This is a genomic window from Enterobacter sp. UNJFSC 003, assembly GCF_036903355.1.
In the GTDB taxonomy this organism is placed as follows: Bacteria; Pseudomonadota; Gammaproteobacteria; order Enterobacterales; family Enterobacteriaceae; genus Enterobacter.
Map to the genome: position 1 here is coordinate 88,882 of NZ_JBAKHK010000005.1, position 18,592 is coordinate 107,473.

Below are 18,592 nucleotides of genomic sequence, written 5' to 3' on the forward strand. Positions count from 1 at the left end.
CCATGAGTTACGTATTTCTGCTGATTTTACTCTTTCCGGTGAAACTCCTCCGGAAGCTGTTCCGCAAAGACACGGGGAAAAACCTTGTCATCCAGACAGCTAAAATCGGTGACTTTATTAATGCAACGCCTCTACTGGCGTATCTGCAAAAAAGCGATGTGTTGATCAGTCGCAGCGTTGGTGCGCTGGCGAAGCACGATGACACGATCGAACAGATTTTCTTTATTGAGCAGCATAAGCGTAACCTGTGGCATAAGCTCTACTTTGCCTGCAGAATTATGAACCGCTACGATAATGTGTATTTGCTGCAACCCAACAGCGTTAACCTCTTTTTTGCCTCCGTCTGCAATGCAAAAAACAAGCAATTTTTAAGCACTTACACGCGCAGATGGTACCACGGGATTTTTTATGCCACTGCAGATGGTATCGTAGAACACGGCAAAAAGACGCTGTCGGTCACGAATTACTTAAAGCTGGCCGACCGCTCGCTGACGTGGCAAGACGCCCCCAAGCACGCCACCAGGCCGCTCTATAAACCAGCTGTTTATCCTGAAATTCTTGATAAGCCGGACGTCATCCGTATAGGTATTAGCATTGCCGCTGGCAATAAAGCGAAGACCGTTCCTCCGATTATCTGGAAGCGTATCGTTGATCGTCTCGCCGACCTGCCCTGCGAGTTTTATGTCTTTGGTGCACCGAATGAGCAAGCATGGCTGGACGATGTCACTCGCGTATATGGTGAAATCCCTAATTTCATCAATCTGATTGGTCAAATCCCGCTTGAAGAACTCCCGTGGGCCATTTCTAAAATGGATTGCTATATCGCGTCTGACTCTGGGAACATTTATGTCGCTGATGCGGTAAATGTTCCCATCGTGATGCTTTTTGGTCCCTGCTGCCATTATGAGCAACGTCCGCTCGGCGATGTTATGTTGATTGGGAATGATGACAATATTTGCTCTTATGTGTTTGAGACACGGTATTATTTCTCTCAAGATCGGGAAGAGCTTTTCGGGGTGACTGAATCCGCTTTAAATAAGCTTCATCAATTTATCAGTTCATTTCCAAAAAACCGTTCACTGGTTGACGCGATCAACGCTCAAGGAAACTAATTTTTATGGCTTTTCTAAGCGTGATTATCGCTGCGCATAACGCTGAAGCTACGCTCTACGCCACCTTTGCAAGCCTGCAAGCAGCAATAGCTTCCATAGAAAACGATGTTGAAATCATTATTATTAATGACAGCTCTGAGGACGCTACCCAGGAGATTATTGAAGAGTGGTTGCCAGCATTTCCGGCGGTAATAGAACAGCGCGTTAACTATCGTAATGTGGGTAAGGTTCGTCAACACGCAGTCGCGCTGGCATCGGGAGAGTATATTACGATGCTCGACAGTGACGACCGTTTGAAGCCAGAAAGCCTTAAAGACGCTATAACCTTCCTGAGGGCACAGCATCCAGATATGCTACTCACGCGTTTGCTTGAAATACGCGATCTCAAGAAAATGACCACCGACTGGCATGGATTTAACCCAGTGCCTTTATCGCAACATGAAGCAATATCTCGTTTCTTACAGCATAAAGACTTTCAGGCTCATCTGATCGGCCAGTTTATTCATCGTAAGCTCTACGAAAGTAATCCGATTCCTTCCTTCATTTGTTATGAAGATTTTGCGGTATTCCCTGGAATGCTAATGCAGGCCAATAATATATTTTATCAGCGGCAGGGACACTATTACTACATTAAACGCAGCACGAGTCTGTCGAACAGTCTTGATGCCAGTAAAATTACGCCGCTAATTGAATGCACGTTAAAAATGGAAAAGACTTTTACACCGCAGTTTACGCATCTCGTCAATTGCCACTGGTTTGATATCTACAGCAATCATCAACAATTTCTCACAACTCAGCAACTGCAACTCGTTAAGCAACGGGTAACGTCTATGTATTCACTCTCGTTTTTCCTCGCAAGCGACGTTCGTTTCAGCTACAAAAAAAGGGTTATTGAGGCATTATGGAAAAAATAAAACTACGACTCTACCAATTGGCGATGATTTTAAGTCTCATCTCTTTGATGCTAACATTGGTGAGCTCAGGAAAACAAAGAGAGTTTTTCTATATTGCTATTTATGCCAGTATTATTGGTTTAGCTTTAGAATATAAAAGTCTCACGTTACGACCATTCACCATAGCTTATCCCATTTTATTGATTGGGTTAGTTAACCTGGTATGGTACATGATTTATGAATACCAAAGTGAAGGCCTAAATATTTACAGTGATTATTTGGGAGCAAGCAAGAAATTAATTTTAGCAAGCATCCTTGTTTTCTATATAGACCGTTTTAAGAGTTATATAGAGAAAGCGACCTTTCAGAGATATTTTTTATTCGCTTCCGCAATAGGTTTTATGCTCGCAACGGGTTATGGGCTGTGGCAAGCTTCACAGGGTATGGCGCGCGTCGAAATGGCGATAAATCGTGCAACCGTTTCTGCTTATGTTTATTCCGTCCTTTCACTGGCCTTCGTTTACAGTCTCTATCTGCAGCAGAATGTAAAACTTTATGTTGTTGCTGGATTAACAATTCTACTCTCTTACTTCGTGATTCTTTTGACGGGTACACGCGCTGCAATGGGGCTATATCTGCTTCTCGCGATTGTACTCACGCTCTACCATTTTAGAAAAATACATCTTAAATCAACATTGATATTTTTTTGCATTGTGGCCGGGATTGTCATCGTTAGCTATAAACCTTTGATTGCCCCGAAGATCGCCCAAACTCAAACCGAAGTTGAGAAATATCAGAAAGGAATTGACCGTACCTCCCTCGGTGCGCGTTTCTCCATGTGGACAGTTGGTATTCAAAACGGCCTTGCGCATCCATTAGGACAGTCGCTGGAAAATCGAGAAAAATGGACCCGAGATTATATAAAAAATGGACATCCGCATCTCGCCACAGCACTCGTCTACATCAAAGTACACCTGCATAACGAGCTTATCGAAAAATTCTCCCTGCAAGGGATACCTGGGCTGGCGGTATTGCTGTTTTTCTTCGTATCAATAATCGCTTACGCACTTAGCAATAAAAATGGACTGCTGTTGGCGACCATGCTTTTGCTACTGCTGTATGGCTTAACAGATGTTATATTATTGAGTTCAGAAGCATTAATATTCTTTATGGTTTTGTTTGCCTTAAGCCCACCGTTCTCGCAAACAAAAAATCGATAAAAATAATGCCCGCGTGGCGGGCATTATTTTTTTTTGTACTGATAAAACTCCGCCAGCGTCATTCCCACCGTCTTATCTGATAGCCACGTAAAGAGCTGTTCCAGGTCCTGATATAAACCTTCAATCGCCGCGTCATCTTTAAACGTAGGGCTCCCGCCCGGCATAAACTCTGACGAGTGGAGCATAAACTCGACGTAATCATTTCCTTGTGACAGGCACTGCTGCGCAACCTGAATCATCTGCGAGGCATTGCCACCAGACGGCCGCAGCCAGTTGACTGACGGAGAGCGATATTTACCGCGAAGACGATCGTAGCCCTGCTTAACGGCATTCAGCCAGGCTGGATGCTTATACTGAATGCTCATCGGGACTTCGAGTAAAGGACTGTTTCCCGCACGGGAAATGTCATTGGCATCCATAAAGTAGGCGCGATCGGGAAAATGCTGGTAATTCGTCCCGCCATTTCCCTGCGGAGCACCTTTGGCATTACGCCAGTTCACGCGCGGCGTGACGGAGCAATCAACGTGATAGCCCAGTTCAATCAGCAACTGGGCGTAACGGCTATCAAAGGCCCAGCGTCCGGCGCGGTGGCTGAGTATTTTAGTCTGAAATGTCTCTTCCAGCAGGCGCGTCATGAACAGCACTTTTTCACGCATCACCTCATCCGAAAACTCAATCAGATAGGGCTGCCAACGCCAGTCGTCTCCGGTAAGATCGTGCTCCGGCGGGCTATTCCACGCGTGCAGATGCATTCCTACCTCACCCTGACCGCGAGCTATCACATCTTTTGCAAACGCAATGAATACCGGCTCAACCGCCATCTCATAATTTGTCAGCCAGACGGGCTTAAAACCGAAACGCTCGCAAAGCGTCTGAAAACGCGCAAGGTAACGCGCATTTTCCGTTTTTATGACCCGGTGGTTTTGCCAGAGATTATCGCCCTCTGTATCAATGGTGATGATAAACGCCGGTTTTTTCATAATGAGTCCGCAAGACAGAGGAGTTATCACTATGTTACGCACTGTGCAAAGCAGGAGTAAACCCTTCTAAAGAAATTCCTGACATTATGGAGAAAGAGTGCAAGTCGCTATCAGGTCAATTAGAATTGCTTTTAGTACAACGCCGATAAGATGATGATGAATAACTTACCTGACACGCCTGATTTGCGCATTTTACTGATCAAACTCCGCCATCATGGCGACATGTTACTCACCACACCTGTCATTGATTCGTTGCGTCAAACATGGCCGCAGGCGCGTATTGACGTGCTGCTTTATGAAGAAACGCGCGACATGCTTGCGGCGCATCCGGCGATCGGGACAATTTATGGGATCGATCGCAAATGGAAGCAGTTAGGTACGCTGAAGCATCTGCAAAAAGAGTGGCAGCTGCTGTGCGCGCTGCGAGCGCAACATTATCATCTGGTGATTAACCTTGCCGATCAGTGGCGTAGCGCCATCGTCACCCGCTTCACCGGTGCACCCGTCCGTCTTGGATTCGCATTCAATAAGCGTAAAAATGCATTCTGGCGTTTCTGCCATAGCGATCTGGTCTCAGTTGAGAATCATAAGGCGCTGCACACCGTTGAACAGAATCTCTCAATTCTAAAGCCGTTACCGGTCGTCCCTCTGCCTGCCGTAACCATGGCGTACAGTACAGAAGACTGGGATCATGCCCGTCAAAAGCTGACGCAAAAGGGTGTGGGAGAGCGCTTTATCGTGATCCAGCCGACGTCACGCTGGTTCTTTAAATGCTGGGACGAAGGCAAGATGGCTCAAACCATTACCGCCCTTCAGCAGGATGGCCATACCGTGGTGCTCACGGCCGGGCCGGATAAAAAAGAGCTGGCGATGATCGATCGCATTCTCGCGGCCTCACCGGAAACGGGTGTGGTCTCTCTGGCGGGACAATTGACCTTGCGTCAATTAGCATCTCTTATCGATCATGCGCGTCTGTTTATTGGCGTTGATTCCGTTCCTATGCACATGGCTGCGGCGCTACAGACCCCCTGCATCGCGCTCTTTGGCCCCTCAAAACTCACGTTCTGGTCACCGTGGCAGGTCAACGGAGAAGTGATCTGGGCGGGTAACTATGGTCCACTTCCCGACCCAGACAAGATTGATACAAAAACTAAAGAACGCTATCTCGATGCGATACCCGTTGATGCTGTCGTCTCTGCGGCAAGGAGATATCTGTAATGAAACTCCATCGTTTGGCCATTGTTCGCCAAAAATACCGCCCTGATGGCGGGGCGGAACGCTTCGTTTCCAGAGCCCTCACCGCACTGAGCAACCAAAACCTTGAGCTCAACGTCATCACGCGCGAGTGGCAGGGTGAAAAACAAGACGACTGGCATATCCACATCTGTGACCCGCGCAAGTGGGGCCGGATCAGCCGAGAACGCGGATTTGCGCATGCTGCACGTGCGCTGTGGCAGCAGCAACAGTTTGATATTGTACAGAGTCACGAGCGCATCCCGGGCTGCGACATTTATCGCGCGGGGGATGGGGTCCATCATCGCTGGCTATTACAACGCGCGCGGATCCTGACAGCCTGGCGTGCGAAGCGACTCATGCACGATCGTTATCACCGTTACGTAATGAACGCTGAACGCGACATGTATCAGGCACCTGAGCTAAAAGCGGTGATATGCAATGCGGAGATGATCAAACGTGAGATCGTCGAAGACTTTGATATTGACGCAAAAAAGATACATGTGATTTATAATTCAATTGATTCCAGCCGCTTCATTCCGGCAGAAGAGACGCAACGTGCCGTGCTGCGTCGACAGGCGGGTTTACCCGCTGATGCCGTCGTGTTCTGTTTCGTCGGATCAGGATTTGAACGCAAGGGCCTGGCCAGCGCCATCCGCGCTATTGCAGGAACAGAGGCGTGGCTGATTGTGGTTGGGCAGGATAAAGCAGAAAGTCGTTACCGCGATCTCGCCAGGTCGCTGGGGTGTGAAGGGCAAATCCGCTTTATGGGGATGCAAAAAGAGACGCTGCCTTTTTACCAGCTATCTGATGGTTTACTGCTGCCAACGCTGTATGATCCTTTCCCAAACGTCATTCTTGAAGCGATGGCCTGCGGCTTGCCCGTCATTACGTCAGAGAGTTGCGGCGGGGCAGAATTTATTGAACAAGGTAAGAACGGCTTTTATTGTGACGCGCTTGATATCAGCACATTGAAGGAGGCTATAGCCGCCACGCCTTCACTGGAAAAGAATAACAATATGGGGCTCGCGGCGCGTGAACGCGTCAAAGAAGCAACCCCTGAAAAACTGTCAAGTCAGCTTATTTCGCTTTATCAAAAATTACTGGATTAATGATGCGCATCCTAATGATTATTGATGGTTTGCCCGGTGGAGGAGCCGAAAAAACGGTTCTCACTCTCTCCAGCGGATTGATAGAAATGGGACATCAGGTTTCCCTTTTCTCCTTGCGGAAGGTATGTGATTACACCATTCCGGAAGGCATTGATTTTCACGTCATTCAGGATACGTGCAAAACGCCGTGGCGAAAACTCACCGAAATTCCTCGCCGCGCGCAGCTTCTGGATAACGCCGTTAAGCAGGCGGAGCGCAGCGGAAAATTTGACGTTGTGTTCTCACATCTTCATAAAACCGATCGCATCGTGGCGCACAGTCATGTTCTGGAGCGGGATAAGGTCTGGTTCTGCGTTCATGGCATGTTCTCCTTTTCCTATCTTCGCCATCGCAACGGGCTTTCACGCTGGTTTAAACATTATAAAATTCGTCATACCTACGAAAACCGCAATGTTGTCGCCGTTTCCGCCGCCGTGCTGCATGACCTTTCAGACACGCTGGCCATCACGCTTCGGCGCAAAGCGGTCATCCATAATCCCTTCGATATTCCCGAGATACAGCGCCTTGCGGACGCGCCTTTTGAGATGCAGGGACAGGATTACATTATTCATGTGGGCCGCTTCCACGAGCATAAACGCCACGACCGCCTTCTGCGTGCATTCGCGCTGAGCAACCTTGATACGTCGCTGGTGATGATGGGCAATGGCTCTGATTCAAAAATTCAGGCACTCAAACAGCTTGCCGCCGAACTGGGGATCGAAAATAAGATTATTTTCCGTCCATTCCAGCCTAATCCCTACCCGTGGATTAAGGGGGCGCGCCTCTTAGTGTTAAGCTCGGACTGTGAAGGTTTTGGTAATGTGCTGGTTGAATCAATCATTTGCCAGACGCCGCCCGTCAGCACTAACTGTCCGGGTGGGCCAGCCGAAATTCTTACAGGCGCCCTCGCGCGCGGACTGACGGAAATGAATGACGCGTCACTGGCAAAAACGCTGGCAGATGTTTATGCCGCTCCGCTGGTTGTTGACCGTGCAACGATCGCATCATTCGGTATCAACGCCATTTGCCAGCAATACATCGCTTTGGTCGACAATCAATAATAATCAGGTTTCTTATGCAAAATTCAGCGCCTTTATTAAGCGTGGTGGTTGCCGTTTATAACGGTGAAGCTTTTCTGGATCAGTTCTTTACCTGCCTTGTGAATCAAAATATCGACAGTATGGAAGTCATCATCGTCAATGATGGCTCCACCGATTCCTCAATGCAGATTGTTGAAAACTGGCGCGAAAAGCTGCCCAAGTTGCAGGTTATCGAACAGCAAAATCAGGGCGTCTCCATCGCGCGTAATACCGGTCTGGCTGTGGCGACGGGCCAATACTTGTCATTCCCTGATATTGATGATGTCTTTAAACCAGGCATGTATCAGCGCCTGCTGGATATGGCCGTTACGCAAAGTCTGGATGTCGCGACTTGTAACGGGAACTACGTTTGGGAAAATGATAAAAAGCCCTCGCGCCCCATATTTCCTGAAGACAAACTGGCGTCAACAGGCGTAATGACCGGCTCTGCATGGCTAAAAATGGCGCTGGATTCACGTAAGTTCCTGCATGTCACCTGGCTCAATATCTATCGCCATGACTTTATTCGTCAGAACGGTTTTCGCTTCGAGCCGGGTCTGCGCCATCAGGACATCCCGTGGACGACTGAAGTGCTGCTTGCGGCGGAACGGGTTCAGTACACCAGTGAACGTTATTATGATTACTACATTCACTCTGCATCGGTATCTCATATGCCAGACAATGATGACACCCTGATTCGCTCAGCCCGTCATTACATGAAAATTTTGCAGATGCTTGATGCCATCAATCAGCGTTATCCGGAGAAGGTGAAAAGCATCCCTGCCTGCCACTGGCAAATTGCCAAAGAAGGGCTCGGGATTATTCACACTTTCGATAACATGAAAGATGAAGAAAAAAAATCAATGATTATCAAAGAGTTTTTCCAAAATGGTATCTGGAAACTCATCTGGAAAAGTGCAAAAAGCCCACGACTGCGCTGGCGCCTGGGACGTCGTTATTTTCGTTTAAAACGGTATCTGGCATAAGAGATAGCTTTACCTGGCCTAAATGCTTAGAATTTGCCCGCCGAAACTAAAAAAACGGATAATCGCTTGGAATTGTTGTATACCGCCCTTCTTTACATCATTCAGCCACTGGTGTGGCTGAGACTGTTGCTTCGTAGCCGTAAAGCGCCTGCGTATCGAAAACGCTGGGCTGAGCGCTATGGTTACTGCCGCAATAAAGTCACCCCGGACGGTATCTTGCTGCATTCCGTTTCAGTTGGCGAAACGCTGGCAGCTATTCCACTGGTTCGCGCCCTGCGCCACCGCTATCCGTCACTGCCGATCACCGTCACTACCATGACCCCAACCGGCTCTGAACGCGCATTATCCGCTTTCGGGAAAGACGTACAACACGTCTACCTACCTTACGATCTGCCCTGCGCCATGAACCGCTTCCTGAATACCGTTCGCCCTAAGCTGGTGATCGTGATGGAAACCGAGCTGTGGCCGAATATGATTTCCGCCCTGCATGCCCGCAAGATCCCGCTGGTGATTGCCAACGCTCGCCTGTCTGAACGCTCGGCGAAGGGCTACGGCAAGCTGGGTAAATTTATGCGCCGCCTGCTCAGCAAAATCACCCTGATTGCCGCTCAGAATGAAGAAGATGCCGCGCGCTTTATCGCCCTTGGCCTGAAACGTAATCAGCTTGCGGTGACGGGTAGCCTGAAGTTCGATATTTCTGTCACCCCTGAACTCGCCGCCCGTGCGGTGACGCTGCGTCGCCAGTGGGCACCGCGTCGCCAGGTGTGGATTGCCACCAGTACCCATGATGGTGAAGAAGAAATTATCCTGCAGGCCCATCGCAAACTGCTGGAGAAGTTCCCTGATTTACTGCTTATTCTGGTTCCCCGTCATCCCGAGCGTTTCAAAGATGCCCGAGATATGGTGCAGAAAGGCGGTTTCAGCTACACCCTGCGCAGCAGCGGTGAAATCCCTTCCGGCAGCACCCAAGTGGTGATTGGCGATACGATGGGTGAGCTGATGCTGCTGTACGGAATTGCTGACCTCGCGTTTGTTGGCGGCAGTCTTGTCGAGCGGGGTGGCCACAACCCACTGGAGCCGGCTGCACACGCTATTCCGGTACTGATGGGGCCGCATATTTTTAACTTTAAAGATATCTGCGCTAAATTGCAGCAAGCCGATGGTTTGATTACCGTGACCGATGCGGACTCCGTGGTCAAAGAGGTTTCAACCCTCCTGACTGACGAAGATTACCGCCTGTGGTACGGTCGCCATGCCGTCGAAGTGCTGCACCAGAATCAGGGCGCACTGACCCGTCTGCTACAGCTTCTGCAACCTTATCTGCCTCAGCGGAGCCACTAATGTCTACGCGTCTGTCGGTCGTGATGATCGCCAAAAACGCCGCCGACCTGCTTCCGGACTGCCTGGCCTCTGTTGCCTGGGCTGACGAAATAATCCTGCTCGATTCCGGCAGCGAGGACAGTACGGTGGACGTCGCCAGTGCCGCGGGCGTAACAGTCTATGTCGATACTGACTGGAAAGGTTATGGCATCCAGCGTCAGCGAGCGCAAGCCTATGCCACCGGTGATTACGTACTAATGATCGATACCGACGAGCGCGTCACGCCGGAACTGCAGAGAGCCATTCAGGCCGTGCTTTCCGCGCCTCAGCATGGCGCGGTATACAGCATTGCGCGTCGTAATTATTTCCTTGGCCGGTTTATGCGCCACAGCGGCTGGTATCCTGACCGCGTGATGCGCCTGTATGAACGCGAACGCTACCAGTACAATGACAGCCTGGTTCATGAGTCACTTGCCTGCGATAGCGCTCAGGTCATTCCCTTATCGGGCGATCTGCTCCACTTGACCTGTCGCGATTTCGCCAGCTTCCAGCGTAAGCAGCTCAACTATGCCACCGCATGGGCGCAGGAGCGTCACCAGCGCGGCAAGAAGGCCACGCTAACAGGGATATTCACCCATACTCTTGGTGCGTTTCTGAAAACGCTGCTGCTGCGTGGCGGCGTGCTGGACGGCAAACAGGGCTGGTTACTGGCGGTAGTAAATGCCCAGTATACTTTCAACAAATACACCGAGCTGTGGGCGCTCTGCCGCGGCTACTCAGAGAAAACGTGAGCCATGAGCACAAAAGCGATTTATCCGGGTACCTTCGATCCCATCACCAACGGCCATCTTGATATCATCACCCGTGCGGCGAGCATGTTCGATAAGGTGATTCTGGCGATTGCCGCAAGCCCCAGCAAGAAACCGATGTTCGATCTGAACGAGCGCGTACAGCTTGCCACCGATGCTATTTCGCACCTGCCGAATGTTGAAGTGGTCGGGTTCAGCGATCTGATGGCTAACTTCGCCCGTGCTCAGCAGGCAAATATCCTGATCCGTGGCTTACGCGCGGTGGCAGACTTTGAGTATGAGATGCAGTTGGCGCACATGAACCGCCACCTGATGCCGGATCTGGAGAGCGTTTTCCTGATGCCTTCCAAAGAGTGGTCATTTATCTCATCAACGCTGGTGAAAGAGGTGGCACGCCATCACGGTGATGTGACCCATTTTCTGCCGGTAAACGTCCACAACGCGTTGATGGATAAGCTAAAGTAACCCTATTTCTGACACTGACGGCAGTAGAAAGTCGCGCGCTGGGCGTGCTTTGTTGCGATAATCGGCGTCCCGCATATTCTACACGGTTCACCTTTGCGACCGTACACCTGCAATTCCTGGGCAAAATAGCCTGGCTTGCCGTCACTTTGCAGGAAATCCTTCAGCGTTGTCCCGCCCTGCTCAATCGAGCGAAGCAATACCGCTTTAATCACTCTGACCAGCAGCTCACACTCCTGCGCCGACAGTGAAGAGGCCAACCGATCGGGATGGATCCCGGCCGCAAACAACGATTCGCTGGCATAAATATTCCCCACGCCGACTACCAGCTTGTTATCCATCAGCCAGGGCTTAATCGGGGTTTTCTTCTTCGCACACTTCGCTTTCAGGTATTCCGCGTTAAACGCCTCCGAGAGCGGCTCTGGCCCCAGATGCGCCAGTACGCTATGTCCCTCAAGCTCTTTGGTCCATAGCCATGCGCCAAAGCGCCGTGGGTCGGTATAACGCAGCACTTTGCCGTTGCTCATCACCAGGTCTACGTGATCGTGCTTTTCCGCGGCCAGTTCTTCGCTAAGAATACGCAAACTTCCAGACATACCAAGATGGATGATGATCCAGCCGTCAGGCAACTCCAGCAGCAGATACTTGGCACGACGCTGGACGCTGAGGATCGGTTTGTCACTTAACGCGTGGATCTCATCGGAAACGGGCCAGCGGAGACGACCATTACGAACGACGGCATGAAGAATAGTCGCGCCAACCAGATGGGGCTCAATGCCGCGTCGGCTGGTCTCTACCTCAGGTAATTCAGGCATGGTTCCTCCGTTGAGATGCAGAATGCAAAAAACCCCGCAGTTGCGGGGTTTTTCAGTACAAGGAGACTAAAATTATTTAATTTTAGCTTCTTTGTACAGTACGTGCTGGCGTACAACTGGATCGAATTTCTTCAGTTCCAGTTTTTCCGGCTTAGTACGTTTGTTCTTCGTGGTGGTGTAGAAGTGACCTGTACCAGCAGAAGAAACCAGCTTGATTTTCTCACGAATACCTTTAGCCATGATTTATTTCCTCTTTAAGTACTTAGTACTTTTCGCCACGGGCACGCAGTTCAGACAGAACTGTATCGATGCCTTTCTTATCAATAACACGCATACCTTTAGCAGATACACGCAGGGTGACAAAACGCTTCTCGCTCTCAACCCAGAAACGGTGAGAGTGCAGGTTCGGCAGGAAACGGCGTTTAGTCGCGTTCAGTGCGTGGGAACGGTTGTTACCGGTCACCGGACGCTTGCCAGTTACTTGGCAGACTCGGGACATGTCTATTCTCCAAAAATCAAATTAGCTCGAGCTTCGTATGGGGTATCGGCGCCTCGTCAGGCTTTTTTACAGCCTGGTCATCGCGCAGTTCTATTGAACTCTCGATTGCCAGGCCCAAATGCCAAACCCGAGATTCTCAAAGGTGGCGTAGTATACGCTGACTCGGCGGTGTGCTCAAGTCCCGAACAGACAAAGATCCCAATGGATCGCGTGAAATGGTCTAAATCCAACCATGTTCTGCAAAAGAAATGTACTCTCCGCGGCCTATTATCAGATGGTCCAGCACACGAATGTCCATGAATTGACAGCATTTGATAATGCGTTTGGTGATTTCTTTGTCAGCTCTGCTCGGTTCTGCACAGCCAGAGGGATGATTATGCGCGAGGATCACGCCGGCTGCATTCACTTTTATCGCTTCCCGCACAATTTCACGCGGATGCACCTCAACATGACTCAATGTCCCCGAAAACAGATGGCTATGCTTCAGTATCCGATTTTTGTTGTCGAGAAAGATCACCATGAAGATCTCACGCTCTGCATCGGCCAACTGGCTTTGCAGGAATTCACGCGCGCCAGCAGGCGTCAGTACTGGATCTACCTCCTCCAGTCGGACATTGTAAAAACGGCGAGCAAGTTCAGCGATGCCCCTAAGCTGTGCATATTTCGCCACACCAATGCCCTCGACGTGCTCAAACGCCGCCAGTTCGGCGGTCAGCAAACCATACAGTGAACCAAAATGGTCAATGAGATCTTTCGCCAGCGTAAAGACCGTTTTCCCTGGCGTCCCCGTGCGCAAAAAGAGCGCCAGCAACTCGTCATCCTTCAGCAACGTGACGCCATAACGCAGCATTTTTTCACGCGGTAACAGCAGTTCCATCTCTTCCATGCCCTGTCTCCTTCTGTTTGCCATCATGCTGCCACAGGCAAACCCGGCGCTCGACGGTGTCGTTTCTTTCTTGCGTAACGCCTCGCAAAGTGAACAAAGGACAAAATGCCCCCATTTTGGCGATTGTGATAAAATGCCGGCTCTCTGGTGAAACCCAACAGGAAAGAATCATGATGAGCCTGGCTGGTAAAAAAATCGTTCTTGGCGTAAGCGGCGGCATTGCGGCCTATAAAGCGCCGGAGCTGGTGCGTCGTCTGCGCGAGCGCGGGGCCGACGTGCGGGTCGCGATAACCGAAGGTGGCAAAGCCTTTATCACTCCCCTGAGCCTGCAGGCCGTTTCAGGATACCCGGTATCTGACAGCCTACTTGACCCGGCAGCAGAAGCCGCAATGGGCCATATCGAGCTTGGAAAATGGGCAGACCTGGTGATCCTTGCCCCTGCCACGGCAGATTTAATTGCCCGCGTTGCGGCTGGCATGGCAAACGATCTGGTCTCGACCATTTGTCTGGCTACCCCCGCACCTGTCGCCGTCGTGCCTGCCATGAATCAGCAGATGTACCGTAACGCCGCCACTCAGCACAATCTGGAGACGTTGACTTCACGCGGCTTGCTGATTTGGGGTCCAGACAGCGGTAGCCAGGCTTGTGGCGATGTGGGTCCGGGGCGCATGCTTGATCCACTAACAATTGTTGATATGGCCGCTGCACATTTTTCGCCTGTCAACGATCTGCAACATCTCAACATCATGATTACCGCGGGTCCTACACGTGAGCCGCTGGACCCGGTGCGCTACATTACCAACCACAGCTCCGGTAAAATGGGCTTTGCCATCGCGGCAGCCGCCGCTAAACGTGGCGCTAACGTCACGCTGGTGAGCGGTCCGGTTTCGTTGCCTACCCCACCGTTTGTGCAGCGTATTGACGTCACCACCGCGCTGGAAATGGAAGCTGCCGTGCAGGCTCACGCACAAAGCCAGCAAATTTTTATCGGCTGCGCAGCCGTTGCTGATTACCGCGCTGAGACCATTTCGGACGCAAAAATCAAAAAGCAAGGCGATGAATTAACACTAAAAATGGTGAAAAACCCGGACATTGTTGCCGGTGTCGCCGCATTAAAAAGCCATCGTCCATACGTTGTTGGGTTTGCCGCAGAAACAAATAATGTGGAAGAATATGCCCGGCAAAAACGTACCCGCAAAAACCTCGATTTGATTTGCGCGAACGACGTATCGCTGGCCACACAAGGATTCAACAGCGACAGCAACGCACTGCACCTTTTCTGGCAGGATGGAGATAAACGCTTACCGCTTGAGCGCAAAGAACTCCTGGGCCAACAATTACTGGACGAGATCGTTACCCGTTATGATGAAAAAAATCGACGTTAAGATTCTGGACCCGCGTGTTGGTGAGCAATTTCCGCTGCCAACTTATGCCACCTCCGGCTCAGCCGGTCTTGACCTGCGCGCCTGTCTCGATGACGCCGTAGAACTGGCTCCGGGCGCAACCACTCTGATTCCGACAGGCTTGGCAATTCACATTGCTGACCCGTCCCTGGCGGCAGTGATTCTGCCACGTTCAGGGCTGGGCCATAAGCATGGCATCGTGCTGGGTAACCTGGTCGGCCTGATCGATTCTGATTATCAGGGCCAGCTGATGGTGTCCGTCTGGAACCGTGGTCAGGACAGCTTTACCATCGAACCGGGCGAACGTATCGCGCAAATGGTCTTTGTCCCGGTGGTGCAGGCAGAATTTAACCTGGTGGCAGACTTTGACGCTACCGACCGTGGCGAAGGCGGCTTCGGCCATTCCGGGCGCAAATAGTCGCCCGACAGATACGTATCTCACAGCGCCATAATGTCATAACAAACCGCAAACGGTAGTTTGCGGTCGCTGTGTGGATGCCAGCCTGGCAGTGCTTATTTTCAGGGGTATTTTGTAACATGGCAGAAAAACAAACCGCGAAAAGGAATCGTCGCGAAGAAATACTTCAATCTCTGGCGCTGATGCTTGAATCCAGCGATGGCAGCCAACGCATCACCACCGCAAAACTGGCCGCCTCCGTAGGCGTTTCAGAGGCGGCGCTTTATCGTCATTTTCCAAGTAAAACCAGGATGTTCGACAGTTTGATCGAGTTTATCGAAGACAGCCTGATCACGCGAATCAACCTGATTTTGAAAGACGAAAAGGACACCACCGCCCGTCTGCGTCTGATAATGCTGTTAATTCTGGGCTTTGGTGAACGCAATCCGGGTTTAACCCGTATTCTGACCGGCCACGCGCTGATGTTTGAGCAGGACCGCCTGCAGGGGCGCATTAATCAGCTTTTCGAGCGCATTGAAGCGCAGCTGCGTCAGGTTTTGCGCGAAAAGAAAATGCGTGAAGGCGAAGGTTACACTGTCGATGAAACGCTACTGGCAAGCCAGATCCTGGCGTTTTGTGAAGGTATGCTTTCTCGCTTTGTGCGCAGTGAATTCAAATACCGTCCAACGGAAGATTTTGACGCGCGTTGGCCGTTAGTTGCAGCACAATTGCAGTAACCGTATCTGGCCTACGTAACCCGTAGGCCCGGTAAACGCAGCAAGCGCTACCGGGCCATGCCATTACACGCCGTATGCTTCGCGATACTCGCGCACCGCAGCCAGATGGTCCGCCATCTCTGGCTTCTCTTCCAGATACGCAATCAGGTCTTTCAAAGTGATGATTGACGTGACTTTGCAGCTGTAATCACGCTCAACTTCCTGGATGGCAGAGATTTCACCGCGGCCACGCTCCTGACGATCCAGAGAAATCAGAACACCCGCGAGCGTAGCGCCGTTGGCCTGAATAATCTCCATGGATTCGCGAATCGCGGTGCCTGCAGTGATCACATCATCCACCAGCATCACGCGGCCCTGCAGCGTGCTGCCTACCAGGTTGCCCCCCTCACCGTGGGTTTTGGCCTCTTTGCGGTTAAAGCAGTAAGGCACGTCGCGATCGTGATGTTCGGCCAAGGCAACCGCCGTGGTGGTCGCAATCGGGATCCCTTTATAGGCTGGGCCAAACAGCAGGTCAAAATCAATCCCTGAATCGACCAGCGCTTCGGCATAGAAACGGCCTAACAATGCCAGATCGCGCCCGGTATTAAACAGGCCGGCATTGAAGAAATAGGGGCTTTTACGCCCGGATTTCAGCGTAAACTCGCCAAACTTAAGTACCTGCTTGTTAAGCGCAAACTCAATAAACTGGCGCTGATACGATTTCATGGATTCGCTCCTTTGGTTTTCTGTCTTAAAGGCAAAAAAAAGGCGACTCATCAGTCGCCTTTAAAATCAATTTTCTAACGCCGCCTTCTGCGACGTTACGATAGATTCGATTCCCCCTCGGGCCAAAGCCAACAAGGTGAGAAGCTCCTCGTGCGTGAACGGCTCGCCTTCTGCCGTACCCTGCACCTCAATGATGCGGCCGTCTTCGGTCATCACCACGTTCATGTCTGTCTCAGCGGCAGAATCTTCAACGTATTCCAGATCGCAAAGCGCTTCACCGTTCACAATACCGACGGAAACCGCAGCAACCATCCCTTTCATCGGGTTGGTTTTCAGCTTACCGGCAGCAACCAGCTTGTTCAGAGCATCCGCCAGCGCCACGCATGCACCGGTAATCGATGCAGTACGCGTGCCACCATCCGCCTGGATAACGTCACAGTCCAGAGTAATGGTAAATTCGCCGAGAATTTTCAGATCCACTGCAGCGCGCAGCGCGCGCGCGATCAGACGCTGAATCTCCATGGTACGGCCACCCTGCTTACCCTTCGCCGCTTCACGGGCATTACGGGTATGGGTTGCACGTGGCAGCATACCGTATTCAGCGGTGATCCAGCCCTGGCCCTGACCTTTCAGGAAACGTGGAACGCCTTCTTCAATGGAGGCAGTGCACAGCACTTTGGTGTCACCGAACTCAACGAGCACAGAGCCTTCAGCGTGTTTTGTATAGTTTCGGGTCAGTGTAACGGGACGCACCTGATTGGCGCTACGACCTGATGGACGCATGATGAATTCTCCGGCTTGAAACGAATGTGGCTGCGCATTATACGGATAAAGGGCGCTTATTCCTATCCTGTGAAGCCCCTGAAAGCTATAATCCCCCCATCTCTCCTTCAAAAACGGGAATGTCTATGATCCGCAGTATGACCGCCTACGCCCGGCGTGAAATCAAGGGTAGCTGGGGTAGCGCTACCTGGGAAATGCGCTCGGTAAACCAGCGCTATCTTGAAACATATTTCCGTATGCCGGAGCAGTTCCGCAGCCTGGAACCAGTGGTGCGTGAGCGTATTCGTTCTCGTCTGACACGCGGTAAAGTGGAATGTAACCTGCGTTTTGAACCGGATGCCAGCGCGCAAGGCGAGCTGATCCTCAACGAAAAGTTGGCAAAACAGCTCGTGAATGCCGCGAACTGGGTCAAAATGCAAAGCGACGAAGGCGAAATCAATCCGGTTGATATTCTGCGCTGGCCTGGCGTAATGGCCGCTGGTGAACAGGATCTGGACGCGATAACCACTGAAATTCTTGCTGCCCTCGACGGCACCCTGGACGATTTTATCGTTGCCCGCGAAACCGAAGGACAGGCGCTGAAAGCCATGATCGAGCAACGTCTTGAGGGCGTGAGCACTGAAGTGGCTAAAGTCCGCACGCATATGCCAGAAGTCCTGCAGTGGCAGCGCGAACGCCTGGTGTCCAAGTTGGAAGAAGCAGAAGTCCAGCTGGAAAATACCCGTCTGGAACAAGAGCTTGTGCTGATGGCACAGCGCGTTGACGTGGCCGAAGAGCTGGATCGCCTTGAAGCACACGTCAAAGAGACCTACAACATTCTGAAAAAGAAAGAAGCTGTGGGCCGTCGCCTCGATTTTATGATGCAGGAGTTCAACCGCGAGTCGAACACGCTGGCCTCAAAATCGATCAACGCTGAAGTCACCAACTCGGCCATTGAGCTGAAAGTGCTGATTGAGCAGATGCGCGAGCAGATCCAGAATATCGAGTAGCGCATTTTGGGTGGTGTCTGAAATCACCACCCATTACTATTTCTAATCCTTTATTTAATAATTTTTCTTACCTTACCACCCTGTATCAACCTTCCCTCTATTATGTTGATAAAATTATCTAGGGCAAACTCAA

Annotated in this window: 21 protein-coding genes; 14 read left to right on the forward strand and 7 right to left on the reverse strand. The window is 51.1% G+C overall.

The window, feature by feature from the left end; all coding sequences use genetic code 11:
- Nucleotides 1-2 precede the first annotated feature (2 nt).
- Genes V5P19_RS14240 through V5P19_RS14250 form a run of 3 tightly spaced genes read left to right on the forward strand, consistent with a single transcriptional unit; the run spans nt 3 to nt 3,225 of the window.
- Nucleotides 3-1,112, forward strand: a complete 1,110-nt coding sequence (locus V5P19_RS14240) for a glycosyltransferase family 9 protein (protein WP_334404328.1) — start codon at nt 3-5, stop codon at nt 1,110-1,112.
- Nucleotides 1,113-1,117: 5 nt separating this feature from the next.
- A complete protein-coding gene (locus tag V5P19_RS14245) occupies nt 1,118-2,026 on the forward strand; it encodes a glycosyltransferase family 2 protein (RefSeq protein ID WP_334404330.1) in 909 nt (302 codons plus the stop codon).
- Complete coding sequence (locus tag V5P19_RS14250) at nt 2,014-3,225, forward strand: O-antigen ligase family protein (protein ID WP_334404333.1); 1,212 nt, start codon at nt 2,014-2,016, stop codon at nt 3,223-3,225. The genes V5P19_RS14245 and V5P19_RS14250 overlap by 13 nt, the downstream gene beginning before the upstream one ends.
- A gap of 23 nt (nt 3,226-3,248) precedes the next feature.
- Here V5P19_RS14250 and V5P19_RS14255 read toward each other — a convergent pair whose 3' ends face one another.
- A complete protein-coding gene (locus tag V5P19_RS14255) occupies nt 3,249-4,205 on the reverse strand; it encodes a polysaccharide deacetylase family protein (protein ID WP_334404335.1) in 957 nt (318 codons plus the stop codon).
- 150 nt (nt 4,206-4,355) lie between these two features.
- On the opposite strand from V5P19_RS14255, the gene rfaQ reads away from it, so the two are divergent.
- The 7 genes from rfaQ (at nt 4,356) to coaD (ending at nt 11,248) form a co-directional block, all read left to right on the forward strand.
- Complete coding sequence (gene rfaQ, locus V5P19_RS14260; RefSeq protein ID WP_334404337.1) at nt 4,356-5,423, forward strand: putative lipopolysaccharide heptosyltransferase III; 1,068 nt, start codon at nt 4,356-4,358, stop codon at nt 5,421-5,423.
- On the forward strand, nt 5,423-6,550 hold the full coding sequence (locus tag V5P19_RS14265; protein ID WP_334404339.1) for a glycosyltransferase family 4 protein: 1,128 nt from the start codon (nt 5,423-5,425) through the stop codon (nt 6,548-6,550). Before rfaQ ends, V5P19_RS14265 begins: the two co-directional genes overlap by 1 nt.
- Before the next feature lie 2 nt (nt 6,551-6,552).
- Nucleotides 6,553-7,650, forward strand: a complete 1,098-nt coding sequence (locus V5P19_RS14270) for a glycosyltransferase (protein ID WP_334404626.1) — start codon at nt 6,553-6,555, stop codon at nt 7,648-7,650.
- A 14-nt stretch (nt 7,651-7,664) separates the two neighbouring features.
- Nucleotides 7,665-8,654, forward strand: coding sequence for a glycosyltransferase (locus V5P19_RS14275; RefSeq protein WP_334404341.1), 990 nt, complete (start codon nt 7,665-7,667; stop codon nt 8,652-8,654).
- 66 nt (nt 8,655-8,720) lie between these two features.
- Nucleotides 8,721-9,995: a lipid IV(A) 3-deoxy-D-manno-octulosonic acid transferase gene (gene waaA, locus V5P19_RS14280; RefSeq protein WP_334404343.1), complete on the forward strand. Its 1,275-nt coding sequence runs from the start codon at nt 8,721-8,723 to the stop codon at nt 9,993-9,995.
- A complete protein-coding gene (locus V5P19_RS14285; RefSeq protein WP_334404345.1) occupies nt 9,995-10,765 on the forward strand; it encodes a glycosyltransferase family 2 protein in 771 nt (256 codons plus the stop codon). The genes waaA and V5P19_RS14285 overlap by 1 nt, the downstream gene beginning before the upstream one ends.
- A gap of 3 nt (nt 10,766-10,768) precedes the next feature.
- Nucleotides 10,769-11,248, forward strand: coding sequence for a pantetheine-phosphate adenylyltransferase (gene coaD, locus V5P19_RS14290; protein WP_334404347.1), 480 nt, complete (start codon nt 10,769-10,771; stop codon nt 11,246-11,248).
- Nucleotides 11,249-11,250: 2 nt separating this feature from the next.
- On the opposite strand, the gene mutM is transcribed toward coaD, so the two are convergent.
- From mutM to radC, 4 genes are all read right to left on the reverse strand, one after another.
- Entirely contained in the window at nt 11,251-12,060 is an 810-nt protein-coding gene (gene mutM / locus V5P19_RS14295; protein WP_334404349.1) for a bifunctional DNA-formamidopyrimidine glycosylase/DNA-(apurinic or apyrimidinic site) lyase, read from the reverse strand.
- 72 nt (nt 12,061-12,132) lie between these two features.
- Nucleotides 12,133-12,300 (reverse strand): 50S ribosomal protein L33, encoded by a 168-nt coding sequence (rpmG, locus tag V5P19_RS14300; RefSeq protein WP_003024094.1) that lies wholly within the window; start codon nt 12,298-12,300, stop codon nt 12,133-12,135.
- Nucleotides 12,301-12,322: 22 nt separating this feature from the next.
- Nucleotides 12,323-12,559: a 50S ribosomal protein L28 gene (rpmB, locus tag V5P19_RS14305; protein ID WP_002436699.1), complete on the reverse strand. Its 237-nt coding sequence runs from the start codon at nt 12,557-12,559 to the stop codon at nt 12,323-12,325.
- Nucleotides 12,560-12,779: 220 nt separating this feature from the next.
- On the reverse strand, nt 12,780-13,445 hold the full coding sequence (radC, locus tag V5P19_RS14310; RefSeq protein WP_334404351.1) for a DNA repair protein RadC: 666 nt from the start codon (nt 13,443-13,445) through the stop codon (nt 12,780-12,782).
- Nucleotides 13,446-13,618: 173 nt separating this feature from the next.
- Between radC and coaBC the strand changes: the two genes are divergently transcribed.
- The 3 genes from coaBC to slmA all read left to right on the forward strand — a co-directional run bounded on the left by coaBC (nt 13,619) and on the right by slmA (nt 15,982).
- A complete protein-coding gene (gene coaBC / locus V5P19_RS14315) occupies nt 13,619-14,830 on the forward strand; it encodes a bifunctional phosphopantothenoylcysteine decarboxylase/phosphopantothenate--cysteine ligase CoaBC (protein ID WP_334404628.1) in 1,212 nt (403 codons plus the stop codon).
- Nucleotides 14,808-15,266 (forward strand): dUTP diphosphatase, encoded by a 459-nt coding sequence (dut, locus tag V5P19_RS14320; RefSeq protein ID WP_163324087.1) that lies wholly within the window; start codon nt 14,808-14,810, stop codon nt 15,264-15,266. Before coaBC ends, dut begins: the two co-directional genes overlap by 23 nt.
- Nucleotides 15,267-15,385: 119 nt before the next feature.
- The gene (gene slmA, locus V5P19_RS14325; protein ID WP_334404355.1) at nt 15,386-15,982 is read left to right on the forward strand and encodes a nucleoid occlusion factor SlmA; all 597 of its coding nucleotides are present in this window, start codon (nt 15,386-15,388) and stop codon (nt 15,980-15,982) included.
- A 63-nt stretch (nt 15,983-16,045) separates the two neighbouring features.
- Here the strand turns inward: slmA and pyrE are convergent, their stop codons facing one another.
- Nucleotides 16,046-16,687 (reverse strand): orotate phosphoribosyltransferase, encoded by a 642-nt coding sequence (gene pyrE / locus V5P19_RS14330; RefSeq protein WP_334404356.1) that lies wholly within the window; start codon nt 16,685-16,687, stop codon nt 16,046-16,048.
- Nucleotides 16,688-16,753: 66 nt separating this feature from the next.
- Nucleotides 16,754-17,470 carry a ribonuclease PH gene (rph, locus tag V5P19_RS14335; protein ID WP_163310189.1) on the reverse strand — a complete coding sequence of 239 codons (717 nt, stop codon included), beginning with the start codon at nt 17,468-17,470 and terminating at the stop codon, nt 16,754-16,756.
- Nucleotides 17,471-17,595: 125 nt separating this feature from the next.
- Here rph and V5P19_RS14340 point away from each other — a divergent pair, with 125 nt between their 5' ends.
- Nucleotides 17,596-18,459: a YicC/YloC family endoribonuclease gene (locus V5P19_RS14340; protein ID WP_334404359.1), complete on the forward strand. Its 864-nt coding sequence runs from the start codon at nt 17,596-17,598 to the stop codon at nt 18,457-18,459.
- Nucleotides 18,460-18,592: the final 133 nt, after the last annotated feature.